The organism is Rhizobium sp. R635, from assembly GCF_002211285.1.
Lineage (GTDB): Bacteria > Pseudomonadota > Alphaproteobacteria > Rhizobiales > Rhizobiaceae > Rhizobium.
The window spans coordinates 397,444-412,815 of sequence record NZ_LOKX01000001.1 but is presented as its reverse complement, the minus strand read 5'-3'; the positions used below and the strand labels follow the sequence as shown (position 1 = coordinate 412,815).

The following is a 15,372-nucleotide window of genomic DNA, read 5'->3' as shown; positions in this document are numbered from 1 at the left end:
AGATTTGGGTACTGAAAACTCTGATTGTCAGCGCCGTTTAAGCGGCACGGCGACCTTGATTGACGACCGAGGCAACGTTTTCACCACTGACGCGGAAGCCGCGGATGAGGCCGATCAGCTCGTCGGTATCGCTGGCCAGCGTTTCGGCCGATGCCGTGGTCTCCTCGGCCATGGCCGCGTTCTGTTGGGTGGCGGCGTCGAGCTGGTTCACCGACGACGAGATCGAGCGCAGCGTCGTGTCCTGTTCGGAGGCGCTGTGGGCGATCTTGGCGACGATCTCGTTGGCGGCCTTGATCTGGTCGGAGATGCGCTTCAAGGCTTCGCCCGCCTCGCCGACCAGGCGGACGCCGTGATCCACCTGGGTGGAGGAGCGGGCGATCTGGTCCTTGATTTCCTTGGCCGCGGCGGCGGAACGCTGGGCGAGTTCGCGCACTTCCTGGGCGACGACCGCAAAACCCTTGCCGGATTCGCCGGCGCGGGCCGCCTCGACGCCGGCATTCAGCGCAAGCAGGTTGGTCTGGAAGGCGATTTCGTCGATGACGCCGATGATCTTTGATATCTCCGAGGACGATTTCTCGATGCCGCTCATCGCCTCGATCGCCTGGCCGACGATCGCGTCGCTGTGGGTTGCCTCGGTACTGACGGAATGGACGCGCTTGCTCGCCTCGTGAGCGCCATCGGCCGTCTGGCGGACGGCGACGGTGAGTTCGTCGAGCGCAGCCGAGGCTTCCTCAAGGCTCGCGGCCTGGCGCTCGGTGCGCTGCGACAGCTCATTGGAGGCGCGGCGGATCTCTTCCTTGCTGGTGCCGATATCGCTGCCCTTGGCGCTGACCTTGGCCATGGCGGCTTCGAGATGCGACAGCGCCTCGTTGAAGTTGTCGCGAAGGGCGGCATATTTCTGGCCGAGATCGGCGCAGCGGACGGTAAGATCGCCGCGGGCGATCATCTCCAGCGCCTGGCCGATCGTCGCCACCACGCGGGCCTGGAGCGCTGTCTCGTCCTGCTGCTGACGCTGATTGTTTTCACGCTCGTTTTCCAGAGCCAACTGCTGGGCCGCTTCGCGATCCGACATCGCATGGCGCTCCCTGATCTTTTCCTGCAGCGACTGCGTCGCCTTCGCCATCATGCCGACTTCGTTGTTCATGCCGGTATGCGGGATAGCGATGGAAACGTCCTCTTCGGAGACGGCCTTCAAGGCGGCATGAACGTTGTTGAGAGGTCCCGATATGCCGCGGATGACGACGTAGGCGGCCGCCATGGCGAGGAAGAACAGAATGATGCTGCCGGAGAGAGCGGTCAGGATCGTGCTGTTCACCTGCGCATCGAGATCATCCATGTAGACGCCGGTGACGACGACGACCTTCCAGGGCTCGAAAGCCTGGCCATAGGCGGTCTTGCGGTAATCGCCGGCCGGCTGTCCCGGTTTGCTGGTGGAATAAAATTCGACGAGACCGCCGCCCTGCTGTCCGAGCTTGACCAGCTCTTCGCGATAGAGCTTGCCCTTGCTGTCCGGCTGCCCCTTCAGGTTTTGCCCAACCTTCGAGGCATCGTAGTGGAACAACATCTGGACGTCGTAGCTATAGCCGAAGAAATAACCGTCCGGATCGTATTTCATCCCGTTGACGGTGGTGTAGGCCTGCTTCTGGGCATCCTCGAGCGTCATTTCGCCGGCGGTTACCTTGGCCTGGTAGAGTTTGAGAACGGAAACCGCCGACTGAACCTCGGCGCGGAGCATGTCGTAACGCTCCTTGTAAATCGCATCGACCGAGGAGCGGATCTGCAGGGAGGTGGCGATCGCAAACGCCGCCATCAAGCCGACGACCAGCAATATGAGCTGCTTCGATATCTTCAAATTCTTCATGTTGCCTCGCAACGGGAAAGGGAAGGTACATTCCGGCGCGGTCTTCTACCGCCTGTGCGAGCGCGCCGAACGGGACGACGCCTCTACCGCTGCTGAAACAACATGCTGCGACCGGCGAGTAACAATTGATGCGTACTTTATAAAAAAGCTTTAACTTTATTAAACTCGACGTGAGTTTCCCTAAAAATCAAGGGATGCCGTTACCCGGCATGGCGTGTGATTGCGCATCACTTCTTTTGGATGTCGGAGCGTCTGGAACATCAAAGCAGGAATGCACCCCCGCTTCTCTTCGAGGGTGCATCCGGTCCACCGTGGTGGAACCCCAACGATCGAAACCTTGATCGGGCAGGGGCAGGGAACTTTTGTTTGCGCGGGAAAGCCGCTTCAAACGTCCTTAGAAACGCAGGTTGAATTCGGAGACGTCGAGAGACTTCGGCTGTTGCGCCATGCCGGCCGACGCGGGTTTGGCGTCGCCGCCGATCACTGCCGCGGTCTTCGCGTTCATGTCGATCCCGTCGGCAGACGGAGCGGAAGGCTCGGCCGCAGCCACGGCTTCAGGGGTCGCCTTGCTGACGAAGAGGACGGGCGAACCGCCCATCCAGCCTTCGGTGCGGTAGATCTTCTTCTCGCCGCCGACATCACGGATCTCGCTTGCCTGCACCGCGCCGGGCTTCAGCTCCGGCACCGTGTAATCCTTCTTGGTCACGTCGGCCTGGAGCGGCGGGCAATTGGCGCAGGATTCGGTGAGGATGCTGCCGTCAGCACGCGGGGGAGCCGCGCCGATCACCTCTATCGAGGATGCCATCGCCGAGCCTGCCATCAGCAGGATTGCCGCACCGAGGAAAATCTGACGCATCAAGGCTACTCCGTCTCACAATAGGAGCAGAATAACGCAGCTTTGTTTCCATCCCGTCAGGGGAAAAGGTAAAAGTTTAAAGAAGATGGCGGTTTATGCGATATCCGAAGCCGTTTCGCGCTCGATCGCGCGCCAGCCGATGTCGCGCCGGCAGAAGCCGTTTTTCCACCGAACCCTGTCGAGCAGGGCGTAGGCGCGGTCCTTCGCCTCGGCAACCGTGCCGCCTGACGCCGTGACGTTGAGCACGCGGCCACCGGTCGCGACCAGCACGCCGTCCTTCAGACCCGTGCCGGCATGAAACACCTTCTCGCCCTCGCCCGCCTCGGGCAGGGATTGGATCGGGGTGTTTTTCTCATAGGCGCCGGGATAACCCTTGGAGGCCATGACCACCGTCAGGGCCGGATCGTCGCTCCATTCGGCGGCGGCCTGATCGAGCGTACCGTTGGCAGTGGCAAGCAGCAGCGGCAGGAGATCGCTCTGCAGCCGCATCATCATCACCTGGCATTCGGGATCGCCGAAGCGGACATTGTATTCGATGAGTTCCGGCCCCTTCTTGGTGATCATCAGCCCGGCAAAAAAGACGCCGGAGAAGGGATGACCGCTCTCGGCCATGCCGCGGATCGTCGGCTCGATGATCTCCTTCATCGTGCGCTCGACCATTTCGGCCGTCATGACGGGCGCCGGCGAATAGGCGCCCATGCCGCCGGTATTGACGCCGGTATCGCCCTCGCCCACCCGCTTGTGATCCTGGGCGGTTGCGAGCGGCAGCGCATTTTTTCCGTCGCAGAGGCAGAAGAAGCTCGCCTCTTCGCCATCGAGATAGGCTTCGACGACGACTTCGGCGCCGGCCGCGCCAAAGGCGCCCTCGAAGCAGTCGTCGACGGCATCGAGCGCCTCATCCAGCGTCATCGCGACCGTCACGCCCTTGCCGGCGGCAAGACCGTCGGCCTTGACGACGATCGGCGCGCCCTGGGCACGAATATAGGCTTTCGCCTTCGGCGCATTGTTGAAGCGCTGATAGGCGCCCGTGGGAATGCCGTAGCGGGCGCAGATATCCTTGGTGAAGCCCTTGGAACCCTCGAGCTGGGCGGCGCCGGCCGAGGGACCGAAGACCGAAAGGCCATCGGCGCGCAGCCGGTCGGCGAGGCCGGCGACGAGCGGCGCCTCGGGGCCGACGACGACGAAATCGATCGCCTTCTCCCGGCAGAAGGCGGCGACAGCTTCGTGATCCTCGATGTTCAGAGGCGCAAGCACGGCATGTTCGGCAATGCCGGGATTGCCGGGGGCGGCATAGAATTCGCTCATCAACGGCGATTGCCCCAGCTTCCAGGCGAGCGCATGCTCGCGTCCGCCCGATCCGATCAACAGAACCTTCATGCGCCACCCTTTCCTTTTGCCTCTGGCGGTTAAGGGCCAAGGCCCGAAAGGTCAAGCGGGAAAGCTTACCAGCCTCCGCCTCCACCACCGCCGCCCCCTCCGCCGGACGAACCGCCACCGGAAAAACCGGAGGATGAGCTCGATGGCGGCGGCGAGGGAATCGTCGAGGCAATGGTCGAGGCCATCGAGGAGGAAAAGCCGCCGACACGATCGGAAAAGCTGTCGCCATCAAAATTGCCGGAGTACCAGGACGGCGCATAGGCCGCGGCCGCACCGGCAGCAGCTGCCGCAAGCCAGGTTTCGAAGGTGCGCGACCAGGGCTTTTCGACACCGAGCGCCACCGCATAGGGCAGCAGTATCTCGAAATGCTGCGGCGACATGGCAGGTGCGCCCGCCATGTTCATGCGGTCCTTCTCGGCCAGCGTCAGATATTGGCGCAGCCCGTCAATGCCATCCATCATCCTGGCGCCGAGCGGGGTCGGCGCGCCCATGATGAAGAAATAGAGGATGTTGAGCAGCACGATGCCGCCGACGGCAAACAGCATCGGCGTTTCGTGCAGTTCCACCAGCGAGGAGGCGAGCGCGAGAACCATGGCCGCCAGGATGCTGATGCCGACGAAAACGCCGATCGCTGCGGCGATGACCGCCATGATCTTGCCGAACAGCGACGCGCCATGATGCAGCGACTTGACCAGGCCGGCGGCGAAGACGGCGACAAAGACCGAGATGGCGATCGGGATCAGCATCAGCGCGATCGTGTCCGGCTCCAGCGAGCCATAAACGAACAGCACCACCAGGGCGGCAGCGCTCAGCGCGATGCCGCCTGTGGTATAGCCGAGGTTCGAATTGTAATATTTGCCGCGATGTTCCTTCTCGATCGCCGAGCGGAAGTTCTGGCCGACGGATTTCACCCGCTCGCCATTCGCCTTGTCGATCCTCAGCGTCGCGCCCGCGCCACCGGCGACCTTCAGCAATTCGGCTTCGCCGGCCTGGAATTTCTCCTGGCCGAGCGGCTTGCCGGTGCCGCGGATGATGATCGAATCCTTGAGGTCATCGAGCTTGACGTAACCGCGGACGGCAAGATTGAGTGCGCTTGATGCAAGCGCCGTCCATCCTCCACGGGAGAAGCCCTTATTGTCGATGTAGTTGACCAGCGCCGGCGAGATGCCGTCGGGCGCGTCCCAGCGCGGTACGACGACGCCACGGGCAGGATCGCGGCCGACCTTCAGCCATGATCGGAGATAATAGGCGAAAACCAGGATCAGGCCGCCGAAACCGATGAAATAGTTGCGGTTGTCCTTCAGCCACCAGGAGCTTTCCATGTCCGCGCTCGGCGGATCGATCGAACCTTTCGGCATGCGGATCGCGAAGGTCAGGCCCTCATTGGCATCAAGCGGCGCGGTCGTGGAAAATACGAGGCCGGCGCCTGTTTCGCTGACACGGGCATTCTTCTCGGTCGCATCCTGCGGGCCGGTGAAGAAGGTCGTCTCGGTGGCAGCGACACCCGACGGCAGCTTCACCGTCGCCGTGGCAGAGCGGATCGGGAAGATCCAGCCGTTGCCGGTGACGTTCCAATAGAGTTCGTCGTGATCGTCGAAATAGCGGATCTGTCGGTTGGTCCGGTAGGTGAAGACATAGCGGTGGCGGCCCGGTGTCACCGTGACGTCGGCCGAGCCGGCATAGATGCGGATGCCGCCTGTAATCGATTCGGTATGCCAAGGCTCGTTTTCGCCATCGCGCTTGACCGACACCACGTCGAAATCGACGCTGCGGCGGCGGCCTCCGGCATCGGTGAAATAGAGCGGGAAGTCACGGAAGATGCCGTGATTGATCCGGTTGCCCTCGGCATTGACGGTGATGGTTTCCGCCACCGTCATCGCGCCGCTCTTTTCGAGCGTAATGTCCGAGGCGAAACTGTCGATGACCTCGGCGGCAAAGGCCGCCGGTGCGGCGAGCATCAGGAGCAGCGCCAGGCAAAATCCGAAAAACCGACGCTCCATCCCTGTCTCCCGCCGGCAGCCTCGGCCGCGCCTTGCCTCAATCCTTGTCGCGATATGTCACGCCAAGGGCGGCGAGTGTCCGCCAATAGGCGGGGAAGGTCTTGCCGACGCAATCGGGATCGAGAATGGTGATGCCCTCGATCTTGAGGCCGGCGAGCGCAAAGCTCATGGCGATGCGGTGATCGGCAAAGGTGTCGATCTCGGCCGGCAGCGTCTGACCGGTGAGAGCGGGGTCGGAGTGAACGATCAGATCGTCACCCTCCTCGACGGCCAGGCCTTCCCGGATGTTGTTGAGCCCCGTGGACAGGGCGCGGATGCGGTCGCATTCCTTGACGCGCAGATTGGCGATCCCGACGAAGCGGACCGGCGTTTCGTTGAAGGCGGCAAGCACAGCGATCGTCGGAACGGCATCCTGCATCTGCGAGCCATCGATTTCGGCCGGCAGATGCGGGAATTTGGCGATGGTTTCGTAAGCCTTGGCGTCCGGCTGGGTGAAGGCCTCATTCGGCACGCCGAGATCGATTTTGCCGCCGCTCAGCACTTCAGCCGCCCAGAGATAGGTCGCGGCGGATGCATCCGGCTCGATGACGAAATCGGCGGCGTGGTAGCCGGTCGGCTCGACGCGCCAGGTGACGGGACTGATCTTTTCGACCTTGGCACCGAAGGCCTTCATCGCCGCCGTGGTGAGATCGATATAGCCGAGCGCGCCGATATCCTCGCCGACGAGTTCGATGTCGACCGGACGATCGCCGCCGGCCGCCATCATCAGCAGCGCCGAAACATATTGGCTGGACAGCCCGCCATCGATCAGGATTCGGTCGGCCTCAAAGCGGCCGGTGCCTCTGACAGTGACCGGCGGGCAGCCTGTCTCGGCTGTTACGTCGATGCCGAGCGTGCGCATCGCCTCGACCAGCGGGCCGATCGGGCGCTTGCGCATATGTTCGTCGCCATCGACGACGACGGTGCCGTCGACCAGGGCGGCGGCGGCCGTCAGGAAGCGTGTCGCCGTGCCCGCATTGCCGAGGAAGAGCGGTGCTTTCGGAGGCTGGAGCTTGCCGCTGCCGGTGACGACGAAGGTGGTGTCGTCGGGCTCGTCGATCGCAACACCCATCGCACGCAGCGCATCGGCCATATAACGCGTATCGTCGCTCTTCAGCGCGCCGGTCAGCCGGCTCGTGCCCTTGGCAAGGCCGGCGAGCAGCAAAGCGCGATTGGTGATCGACTTGGAGCCCGGCGGCATGGCGCGGCCCGAAAGCGGCCCGCCCGGCGGAATGATCGTGAGTTTGGCTGTGCGTGTCATGCTGTTCTTCCGTCCATGGGCGAGCCTAAAAACGCGTCGCAATCTGCCCTTGCTCTTAACCGCTTTCTTGCAAAGGCAAAATGCCGGATCGTCAGAATTTCACGCTGGGGACGGCGCGATCGGCCTCATTGGTGATTTCGAAATAGTCCCGCTTGGCAAAACCGAACTGGCCGGCGACGAGATTGGAGGGGAAGCTCTCGACCTTGACGTTCAGGTCGCGCGCAGCGCCGTTGTAATAACGCCGCGCCATCTGCAGCTCGCCTTCCATGGTTTCGAGCGAAGCCTGGAGTTCGGCGAAGTTCTGGTTGGCCTTGAGGTCCGGGTAGGCCTCGGCAAGCGCGATGACCCGGCCGAGCGCCTGACCGAGCAAGCCCTCCGCCTGCGCTCTGCCCGCGACATCGCCCGATGGCACGGCCTGCGCCTTGTTGCGAAGCGAAACGACCTCTTCCAGCGTCGACTTCTCATGAGCAGCGTAGCCCTTGACCGTCTCGATCAGGTTCGGGATCAGATCGGCGCGCCGCTTCAGCTGGACATCGATACCCGACCAGGCTTCCTCCGCCATCTGCCGGGAGCGAACCAGGCCGTTGTAGATGAAGACGATGTAAAACGCGATGACCGCGATAATAGCGAGTATCACATACATGCAGATAAGCTCCCCGATTTGATGATCGCACGTTAGTGATTCCGCAGGCCAAAGTCATCTTGGCGCAGCCGTTCTTCGGTCGATTTCGATGAGACTCTTTATGTCGCCGTCCCTTTAAGAACTGCTCCGCCAATCCGGAGCATAGGTCTCCATCTTTTCGCTTTCTCGCCACAGATTGAAGCGCTCGGTCCAGCGTTGTTCGAGGTTAAGGGCAACTGCGAAAGGAAGGTAGTGTTCATAGCATTCCACCGACATTGCCGGACCTTCGATTTCTCCGAGGAAATAGCGATTCAAAATGAGAATGTTATTGTGAATCTTCCGCTGCTTCGGCGTGAGCAAGCGCAGCATCGCCAGAACAGTCACAATGCCGGCGATATCCAATAAAATCGCCATCAGATATGGCCACTGTTCGCTGATAATCTCAGTCGTACCGATATAGTAAAGTGCAAAACTCAACATGGCCGGAAAACCCACAAGCAGAGCCATTGCCTGCTTGAATTGCTCGAAGCTGCCAGCTGCTCCGGGAAACCGCTCCGGGTGGCGGAACATCGTCACAGCCACGAAAACAATCAATAATACCCCGCAGATAGCTCCGGAAAAGATCAAGAGGCCCGAGAAATACGCGACAGCAACGCCAAGAGCCAGAATGCTGGTTGCAGTCGCAAGCCGTGCTCGATCTACGCCGCCTCTGGCTTTCCAATATTCCTCAGCGACCAACTGGCGTAAGTGAGGTTCGAAACCATACAGGGCATTTACGACCGTCCGCCGGTCATTGACAGGCCGCTCCCCTTCAATTCGGCCAAAAACCGAACGCGTCACCGCTGGAAGACCATACCATCTGGCGCGCTCCACCTTGCCTTTCTTGCGCACCTGCCTGGCAGACAAATCCGAAGCTTCGCATTCCTCGCCAAGGCTGGAAAGGCGAAGCAATCTCTTCATTGCGAGATGACAGGCAGACGCCATGAAGGCTGGCTTTGCGGCATCCGGCTTCCAGTTCGAAAACAGATAGGCCGCCAAAGCAGGCGATGTGCTCTCGCTCTTCTTGCTATCGACAGCAATTAAAGGTGCGGGCAATCGCCAGCCCTGCCCCAATCGAGTGAGGACAAACAGACCAGCGATAAGCGGCCCCAAAATGCTTATGAATGGGAGAAAGTGATCGGAGAGCCACCACTGTACCCGCTCGCCGCTCGTTATGGTCAAAAAGGTCCCTACGGGATATTCGATCTCGATGTCGGGTAGGACCCTATCCCCTTTACCTGCTGGAATAGACACCAAGATCTCATTCGATGCGCTCCGCATGATATCATAGGCCACCTCCTGACCCTGTTGCGAAGGCCGTACCGTTCCGCCCGGCGGCAGCTTCAGAGTAAGCGTTTTCTTGGCACCCTGGCCATGGACGCGGCCCATATAGGCCGGCAGGAAGAGAACCTCGCGATCACTTTCGTGACGAACCAAGCGGCCGAGCCAATAAGCGATCTGGATCTTTGTAACACCCGTCGGCAGGTCTGAAGAGCAGCCTTTGCAGTGCTCATTTCCGATATAGATCGAGTGGCCCGGCACATTGTTTTCTTTGAAATAATATTCGTCTTGCCCATCACGCCCGGCTGCGGCCAGTTCGAAATCTCGCCAGTGAACACCACCTGACACATCCTTGAAACGTTCAGGGATATCAACGTAAACGCCGCCGTAATTTCGCGCCTTTTTGACCAAGATATCGAAGTTTTCCAACACAAAGGCAGTGCCATCGGTATAGACTTCGATCGTACTGTTTGCCGACTGGACCGTGAACTCCTGGTCGAAATTGCTGCACGAAGTCAGAACAGCCAGCATGACGCATAAGATCGGCCATGACAAAAGGCGCAACATCCCGGGGCCGGCATTCTCATATGAAAATTTAAAGTAAAGAAAACCGCTCTTCAAAAGAGATACCAAAGCCATAACTGATCGCAGCACCCGACAAGACTATGTGGGTGCGGTTTGTGCAATACAAAAGATGCGTAGCGCCGGAAGCGACCGAATTTTTCGAGACGGCTCTTACGCCGCCACGCTCTTCAGATTGACGGCGCCAGCATCGGTCAGCAGCAAGCTGTCGCGGTCGGTGCGATCAAAACGATGACGCCGAGCGCAACATCCATCGATAATCCCCTGCAACGAAGTAATGTTTGCGCAAAGACTACGCAGGATACCCGGCTGTCGTCAAACACCGATATGCGCGAGAATTCGGTCCGCCGTCCGCTCCGGCGAAAGGTCCGTCGTATCGATTTCGACTGTGTGTTCGACCAGTCCGCGTAACAGTCTATAGTTTGCCCGGAGTTGTTGCAGCTTCGCCGTATCCGTCAGCTTGAGCGCCTCGGATCGGCCGGGAGAGATGAGGCGCCTGGCATTCTCCTCCGGCGCGCAATCGAGGAGAACCGCGACCAGATCCGCGCCTCTGGCCGCAGCCAGATCGAGATACCAGGAGAACATCGCGCTATCATGCTCGTCATCCGAAAGAGCATCGGTAAAGACGAAACTTTCAGCCGGATCGGCGTGTACGGCATGGTCGAAAACCGCTCGCCGAATCTGCCCGCGCAGTGATCCATGCAGAGGGTTGCTGCGGGCGAAAAGGGCTTCGGCTGGATTAAGCAGCGTGTGATTATCGATGAGCCGCGCGTCGAGCCTTTTTGCCAGCAAACGGCCGACGGTCAGTTTCCCAGTGCCTGGCCAGCCGTTGATATGGACAATACGGCTGGCAAGTTTTTGCGTCATGCCGCCTCGTTCGAGAGGTTCACGCCCCCGGCGTCGGTCAGCAGGAAAGCTTCGCCGCAGGCTTTGGCGAGCGTGCGCACGCGCAGGATGTAGCTCTGGCGCTCAGTAACCGAGATCACGCCGCGGGCATCGAGCAGGTTGAAGACGTGGCTTGCCTTGATGCACTGGTCATAGGCGGGGAAGACGCATTTGTGCAGGCGCTGGTTGGCGTTGTCGCCGGGGGCGCCGGCGTCGAGCAGCGCCCGGCATTCCTTCTCGGCATCGACGAAGTGGCGATGCAGCATCTCTGTGTTGGCGAATTCGAAATTGTGGCGCGAATATTCCTGCTCGGCCTGCAGAAAGACGTCGCCGTAGCTGATCTTCTCATCGCCCTCGCGGCCGTTGAAATTCAGGTCGTAGACATTGTCGACGCCCTGGACATACATGGCGAGGCGTTCGAGACCATAGGTCAGTTCGCCCGCGACCGGCGAGCATTCGATGCCGCAGACCTGCTGGAAATAGGTGAACTGCGACACTTCCATGCCGTCGCACCAGCATTCCCAGCCGAGGCCCCAGGCGCCGAGCGTCGGGCTTTCCCAATCGTCCTCGACGAAACGGATGTCGTGCAGCAGCGGATCGAGACCGATCGCCGCCAGCGAGCCGAGATAAAGCTCCTGCAGGTTAGGCGGATTGGGCTTCAGGATGACCTGGTACTGGTAATAATGCTGCAAGCGGTTCGGGTTTTCGCCATAGCGGCCATCCGACGGGCGGCGGGAGGGCTGGACGTAAGCGGCCTTCCAGGGCTTGGGGCCGAGGGCGCGCAAAGTCGTGGCCGGGTGGAAAGTGCCGGCGCCGACTTCCATGTCGTAGGGCTGCAGCACCGCGCAACCCTTGTCCGCCCAGTAGCTATGCAGGGTCAGGATCAGCGCCTGAAAGGAGCGCTTCGGGTTCATATGGTCGGGGAGAGCTGACATGGGATGGCACCGCTGGCTTGGGAATTATCGGCGCGACAGGTGCCATGGAGGGCGGCAGGGGTCAAGGGTTTTGCGGCGGGCGGGAGATTCAAGACCCCTCCCCAACCCCTCCCCACAAGGGGGAGGGACTAATCCGGAGCGCCCGCCTCGCTCCTCCCGAAACGTCGAATATCTGGAAAGGGGTTCGGCAGGTTAAGCCCCTCCCCCTTGTGGGGAGGGGTTGGGGAGGGGTCTTGGATGCATTTTAATTCGTGCTCTTGATTTTATTCCTCCTCCCGCTTCAGCCGATATTCCCCCGTCGCCGGGTCCTTGACCAGCGTGCCGACCGCGCCGGTCTGGCGCTCCTTTTCAGCGCGGCGCGATTTTTCGGCGAGCCTGCGGGCGTCGGAGACGAAGCGGCGGTAGAGCCACCAGGCTGAGAAGACCAGGATCAGGATGGTGATAAGTTGCGGCATGCCCCTCTCTTGCTCCTCTCAAAGCCCGAACCGGCTCCACAATGCTCTCTCTTCCGCCGCTTCGACAAGCCCCGTCGCGAGACCCGATGCGGCACCGTCGAGCGAGACCGGCGAGATGCCGGGAATACGGCGGCCGAACAGGCCGCGGCCGGCGGTGACGAGTTGCAGTTTGGCCTTCTGGCCGTAGCGCCGCTTCAATTCCTGGCGCATGTCGCCGAGGCCATCGATGAGGCCGAGTTCCAGGCCGCGCGTGCCGCTCCAGAACAGGCCGGAGAAGACAGTCGCATCGTCCCTCAGCTTGCCGGCACGACGCTCGCGCACCATCGATATGAAGACCTGGTGGATTTCGAGCTGCAGGCTCTTCAGATACTCGATGTCCTTTTCCTTCTCCGGCTGGAAAGGATCGAGGATCACCTTGTTTTCGCCGGCCGTATAGACGCGGCGCTCGACGCCGATCTTCTTCAGGAGTTCCGGAAAGCCGAAACCGCCGGAAACGACGCCGATCGAGCCGACGATGGAGGTGGCGTCGGCGATGATCTCGTCGCCGGCAAGCGCGATCATGTAGCCGCCGGACGCGGCGACATCCTCGACGAAGACCAGAACCTTCTTCTGCTTCTCACGGGCAAGCTCACGGATGCGGGTGAAGATCAGGCGGGACTGGACGGGCGAGCCGCCCGGCGAATTGACCGATATGGCGACCGCCGGCGAGTCCTTCATGGCGAAGGCCTTTTCCAGAACCGGCGCGACGTTGGCGAGATTGAGGGTCGGCCGGAACTGGCCGCCGCCGCTCATGATGGCGCCCTGCAATCTGACGACCGGAATGACGACGCCGTCCTTGCGGAACCGTTTCGGCAGCAGCTTTCTCAAGAATCCGGCCATTTCTCACCCTTCGCTTCAGGTCGCACCATCGCTGTCGCGCGATCGCCATCCATGTATGCGCTGGAACGACAAACGCAATGGCCGCGTTCCTGAAACCTCAAGATGATTTTCTTGTTGCGAATGACTTGCATTATCATTCTAATCCGTCATAGTGCGCTGACAGTAAAACAGGTGGAAATCGCATGGACGCCCTTAATCCGAATGTAACAAGCGGCTGGCGGCACGAACGCGGAGAGGCGTCGCTGTCGGATGTCTACCGCACCGTCGGAACCGGGCGTCACAGCTCGAGATGGAGAAGGGCTGCGGCCTTCGCCGGCCCCGGCTATATGGTCGCCGTCGGCTACATGGACCCCGGCAACTGGGCGACCTCGCTCGCCGGCGGCTCGAAATTCGGCTATACGCTGCTCACCGTCGCGCTGCTTTCCAACCTGATGGCGATCGTGCTGCAATCGCTTTGCGCGCGCCTTGCGATCGCCTCCGGCCGCGATCTCGCGCAGGCCTGCCGCGACGCCTTTCCGAAATATGTCTCGGTGCCGCTCTGGGCATTCGCGGAAATCGCCATCATTGCCACCGATATCGCCGAAGTGATCGGCACGGCGATCGGCCTCAACCTGCTCTTCGGCATCCCGCTGGAACTCGGCGTCCTCATCACCGCGCTCGACGTTTTCCTGATCCTCTTCCTGCAGAAGCTCGGATTCCGCTGGGTGGAGGCCTTCATCATCGCGCTGCTCGGCGTCATCGCGCTCTGCTTCGGCGTGCAGATCTTCCTTGCCGATCCGCAATGGGGCGCCGTCATCACCGGTTTCTTCCCGACAACCGAAATCGTCACCAATCCGGAGATGCTCTATCTGGCGCTCGGCATTCTCGGCGCGACCGTCATGCCGCACAATCTCTACCTTCATTCCGGCATCGTGCAGACGCGGGCCTACGGCCATACGGTGCCCGAAAAGAAGGAAGCGCTGACCTATGCGACGATCGACTCGACCGTCGCGCTCTGCTTTGCGCTGCTGATCAACGCCTCGATCCTGATCCTTGCCGCCGCCGCTTTCAATGCGCACGGCAGGACCGATGTCGTCGAGCTCGGCAATGCCTATTCGCTGCTTTCGCCGCTGCTGGGTCTGGCGATCGCGCCGACGCTCTTCGGCATCGCGCTGCTCTGCTGCGGCCTCAACTCGACGGTGACGGCAACGCTTGCCGGCCAGATCGTCATGGAGGGCTTCCTCAAGATCAGGCTGAAACCGTGGATGCGCCGCCTGATCACCCGCGCCATCGCCATCGTGCCGGCGGCGATCGTCACCATCTGGTATGGCGACAAGGGCACGGCGGAGCTTTTGATCCTCACCCAGGTGGTGCTCAGCCTGCAGCTTTCCTTCGCCGTCTTCCCGCTGGTCATGTTCACCGCCAACCGTGCCAAGATGGGCGAACTCGTGGCGCCACGCTGGTTGAGCGGCATCGCCTATCTGATCGCGGTCGTCATCGCCGGCCTGAACGTCAAGCTGCTTCTCGACTTCGTCACCGGCTAAAGCCTGGCATAGGCCGCCCGGCCATTGTTGAAATCATCGACGAGAGGGGAGAACTTGTGGCTCCCCTCTTCGTGCATGATGAGGGCCGCGCGCAGCGACAGCCGCGCCCGCGAACCCTTGATCGCCGTCACCAGGATACGGACGGCATTCTCACCGGGGCGCGGATGGATTGATGTAATCTCGATGCCGCCGAAGCGCCGGCCGCAGGCATCGATGATCTCGGCGATCGATTGGGGCCTCGCGATCAGCGACAATTGCCCTCCCGGGATCATGATGGCGCCCGCCGTGCGGATCCAGCTTTCGAACAGGCCGTCGGTCATCGCATGGGCTTCGGCCTTCAGCGCATCCGGCGTGCGCCGGTCGCCGGCATCGTTGAAGGGCGGGTTCATGATGACGTGGTGGAAGCTCTCGTCGATGAGGCCGGCATCGTTGCGCGCCTTGGCGGTCAGCGTCACATCGGCTTCGATGACGCTGACGCGGCCGGCGACATGAGCGTTTTCGGGCAGGAGGATGCTGCGACGGGCATAATCGGCCATCTCGGCCGAGCGCTCGAACAGCACCACTTGCGCGTTGGCAAGGCGCGAGGCGACGGCAAGGCCGGCTGCACCTGCGCCGGCGCCGAGATCGGCAACCCGGACCGGGCGATCGTCGGCGACGAGGGCGGCCAGCAGCATCGCATCCATGCCGGAGCGATGCCCCCTGCCCTTCGGCTGCACCAGATGGAAGGCGCCGCGATGGAAGGCATCGATGGTTTCGGCAGGCTTCCCGGTCATTACG

The 15,372-nt window shown here is 61.4% G+C and carries 13 protein-coding genes; 1 reads left to right on the top strand and 12 read right to left on the bottom strand.

Going from position 1 to position 15,372, the window contains the following annotated elements:
• Positions 1–37 precede the first annotated feature (37 nt).
• From ATY78_RS01935 to ATY78_RS01885, 11 genes are all read right to left on the bottom strand, one after another.
• Positions 38–1,861, bottom strand: a complete 1,824-nt coding sequence (locus ATY78_RS01935; RefSeq protein WP_088680644.1) for a methyl-accepting chemotaxis protein — start codon at positions 1,859–1,861, stop codon at positions 38–40.
• A 394-nt stretch (positions 1,862–2,255) separates the two neighbouring features.
• Complete coding sequence (locus ATY78_RS01930) at positions 2,256–2,717, bottom strand: plant virulence effector HPE1-like domain-containing protein (RefSeq protein ID WP_088680643.1); 462 nt, start codon at positions 2,715–2,717, stop codon at positions 2,256–2,258.
• Positions 2,718–2,810: 93 nt separating this feature from the next.
• On the bottom strand, positions 2,811–4,094 hold the full coding sequence (gene purD / locus ATY78_RS01925; protein WP_088680642.1) for a phosphoribosylamine--glycine ligase: 1,284 nt from the start codon (positions 4,092–4,094) through the stop codon (positions 2,811–2,813).
• 65 nt (positions 4,095–4,159) lie between these two features.
• The gene (locus ATY78_RS01920; RefSeq protein ID WP_088680641.1) at positions 4,160–6,094 is read right to left on the bottom strand and encodes a DUF2207 domain-containing protein; all 1,935 of its coding nucleotides are present in this window, start codon (positions 6,092–6,094) and stop codon (positions 4,160–4,162) included.
• A gap of 37 nt (positions 6,095–6,131) precedes the next feature.
• Entirely contained in the window at positions 6,132–7,394 is a 1,263-nt protein-coding gene (aroA, locus tag ATY78_RS01915) for a 3-phosphoshikimate 1-carboxyvinyltransferase (RefSeq protein ID WP_088680640.1), read from the bottom strand.
• 91 nt (positions 7,395–7,485) lie between these two features.
• Positions 7,486–8,037 carry a LemA family protein gene (locus ATY78_RS01910; RefSeq protein ID WP_088680639.1) on the bottom strand — a complete coding sequence of 184 codons (552 nt, stop codon included), beginning with the start codon at positions 8,035–8,037 and terminating at the stop codon, positions 7,486–7,488.
• A gap of 114 nt (positions 8,038–8,151) precedes the next feature.
• A complete protein-coding gene (locus ATY78_RS01905) occupies positions 8,152–9,903 on the bottom strand; it encodes a DUF2207 domain-containing protein (protein ID WP_245313473.1) in 1,752 nt (583 codons plus the stop codon).
• A 330-nt stretch (positions 9,904–10,233) separates the two neighbouring features.
• The gene (locus ATY78_RS01900; protein ID WP_088680637.1) at positions 10,234–10,785 is read right to left on the bottom strand and encodes an AAA family ATPase; all 552 of its coding nucleotides are present in this window, start codon (positions 10,783–10,785) and stop codon (positions 10,234–10,236) included.
• The gene (locus ATY78_RS01895) at positions 10,782–11,738 is read right to left on the bottom strand and encodes a glycine--tRNA ligase subunit alpha (protein ID WP_088680636.1); all 957 of its coding nucleotides are present in this window, start codon (positions 11,736–11,738) and stop codon (positions 10,782–10,784) included. Before ATY78_RS01895 ends, ATY78_RS01900 begins: the two co-directional genes overlap by 4 nt.
• Before the next feature lie 263 nt (positions 11,739–12,001).
• On the bottom strand, positions 12,002–12,193 hold the full coding sequence (locus ATY78_RS01890) for a hypothetical protein (protein WP_088680635.1): 192 nt from the start codon (positions 12,191–12,193) through the stop codon (positions 12,002–12,004).
• 18 nt (positions 12,194–12,211) lie between these two features.
• Positions 12,212–13,072, bottom strand: a complete 861-nt coding sequence (locus ATY78_RS01885) for a S49 family peptidase (protein ID WP_088680634.1) — start codon at positions 13,070–13,072, stop codon at positions 12,212–12,214.
• Positions 13,073–13,254: 182 nt separating this feature from the next.
• On the opposite strand from ATY78_RS01885, the gene ATY78_RS01880 reads away from it, so the two are divergent.
• Positions 13,255–14,595, top strand: a complete 1,341-nt coding sequence (locus tag ATY78_RS01880; protein ID WP_088680633.1) for an Nramp family divalent metal transporter — start codon at positions 13,255–13,257, stop codon at positions 14,593–14,595.
• Here the strand turns inward: ATY78_RS01880 and ATY78_RS01875 are convergent.
• Complete coding sequence (locus ATY78_RS01875) at positions 14,592–15,368, bottom strand: methyltransferase (RefSeq protein WP_088680632.1); 777 nt, start codon at positions 15,366–15,368, stop codon at positions 14,592–14,594. The genes ATY78_RS01880 and ATY78_RS01875 overlap by 4 nt on opposite strands.
• Between the last annotated feature and the right edge of the window lie 4 nt (positions 15,369–15,372).

What these genes read in the sequence shown, in the direction of transcription:
- ATY78_RS01935 (WP_088680644.1), bottom strand. Translation starts at nt 1,861, where the DNA reads ATGAAGAATTTGAAGATATCGAAGCAGCTCATATTGCTGGTCGTCGGC.
- ATY78_RS01930 (WP_088680643.1), bottom strand. Translation starts at nt 2,717, where the DNA reads ATGCGTCAGATTTTCCTCGGTGCGGCAATCCTGCTGATGGCAGGCTCG.
- purD (WP_088680642.1), bottom strand. Translation starts at nt 4,094, where the DNA reads ATGAAGGTTCTGTTGATCGGATCGGGCGGACGCGAGCATGCGCTCGCC.
- ATY78_RS01920 (WP_088680641.1), bottom strand. Translation starts at nt 6,094, where the DNA reads ATGGAGCGTCGGTTTTTCGGATTTTGCCTGGCGCTGCTCCTGATGCTC.
- aroA (WP_088680640.1), bottom strand. Translation starts at nt 7,394, where the DNA reads ATGACACGCACAGCCAAACTCACGATCATTCCGCCGGGCGGGCCGCTT.
- ATY78_RS01910 (WP_088680639.1), bottom strand. Translation starts at nt 8,037, where the DNA reads ATGTATGTGATACTCGCTATTATCGCGGTCATCGCGTTTTACATCGTC.
- ATY78_RS01905 (WP_245313473.1), bottom strand. Translation starts at nt 9,903, where the DNA reads ATGTTGCGCCTTTTGTCATGGCCGATCTTATGCGTCATGCTGGCTGTT.
- ATY78_RS01900 (WP_088680637.1), bottom strand. Translation starts at nt 10,785, where the DNA reads ATGACGCAAAAACTTGCCAGCCGTATTGTCCATATCAACGGCTGGCCA.
- ATY78_RS01895 (WP_088680636.1), bottom strand. Translation starts at nt 11,738, where the DNA reads ATGTCAGCTCTCCCCGACCATATGAACCCGAAGCGCTCCTTTCAGGCG.
- ATY78_RS01890 (WP_088680635.1), bottom strand. Translation starts at nt 12,193, where the DNA reads ATGCCGCAACTTATCACCATCCTGATCCTGGTCTTCTCAGCCTGGTGG.
- ATY78_RS01885 (WP_088680634.1), bottom strand. Translation starts at nt 13,072, where the DNA reads ATGGCCGGATTCTTGAGAAAGCTGCTGCCGAAACGGTTCCGCAAGGAC.
- ATY78_RS01880 (WP_088680633.1), top strand. Translation starts at nt 13,255, where the DNA reads ATGGACGCCCTTAATCCGAATGTAACAAGCGGCTGGCGGCACGAACGC.
- ATY78_RS01875 (WP_088680632.1), bottom strand. Translation starts at nt 15,368, where the DNA reads ATGACCGGGAAGCCTGCCGAAACCATCGATGCCTTCCATCGCGGCGCC.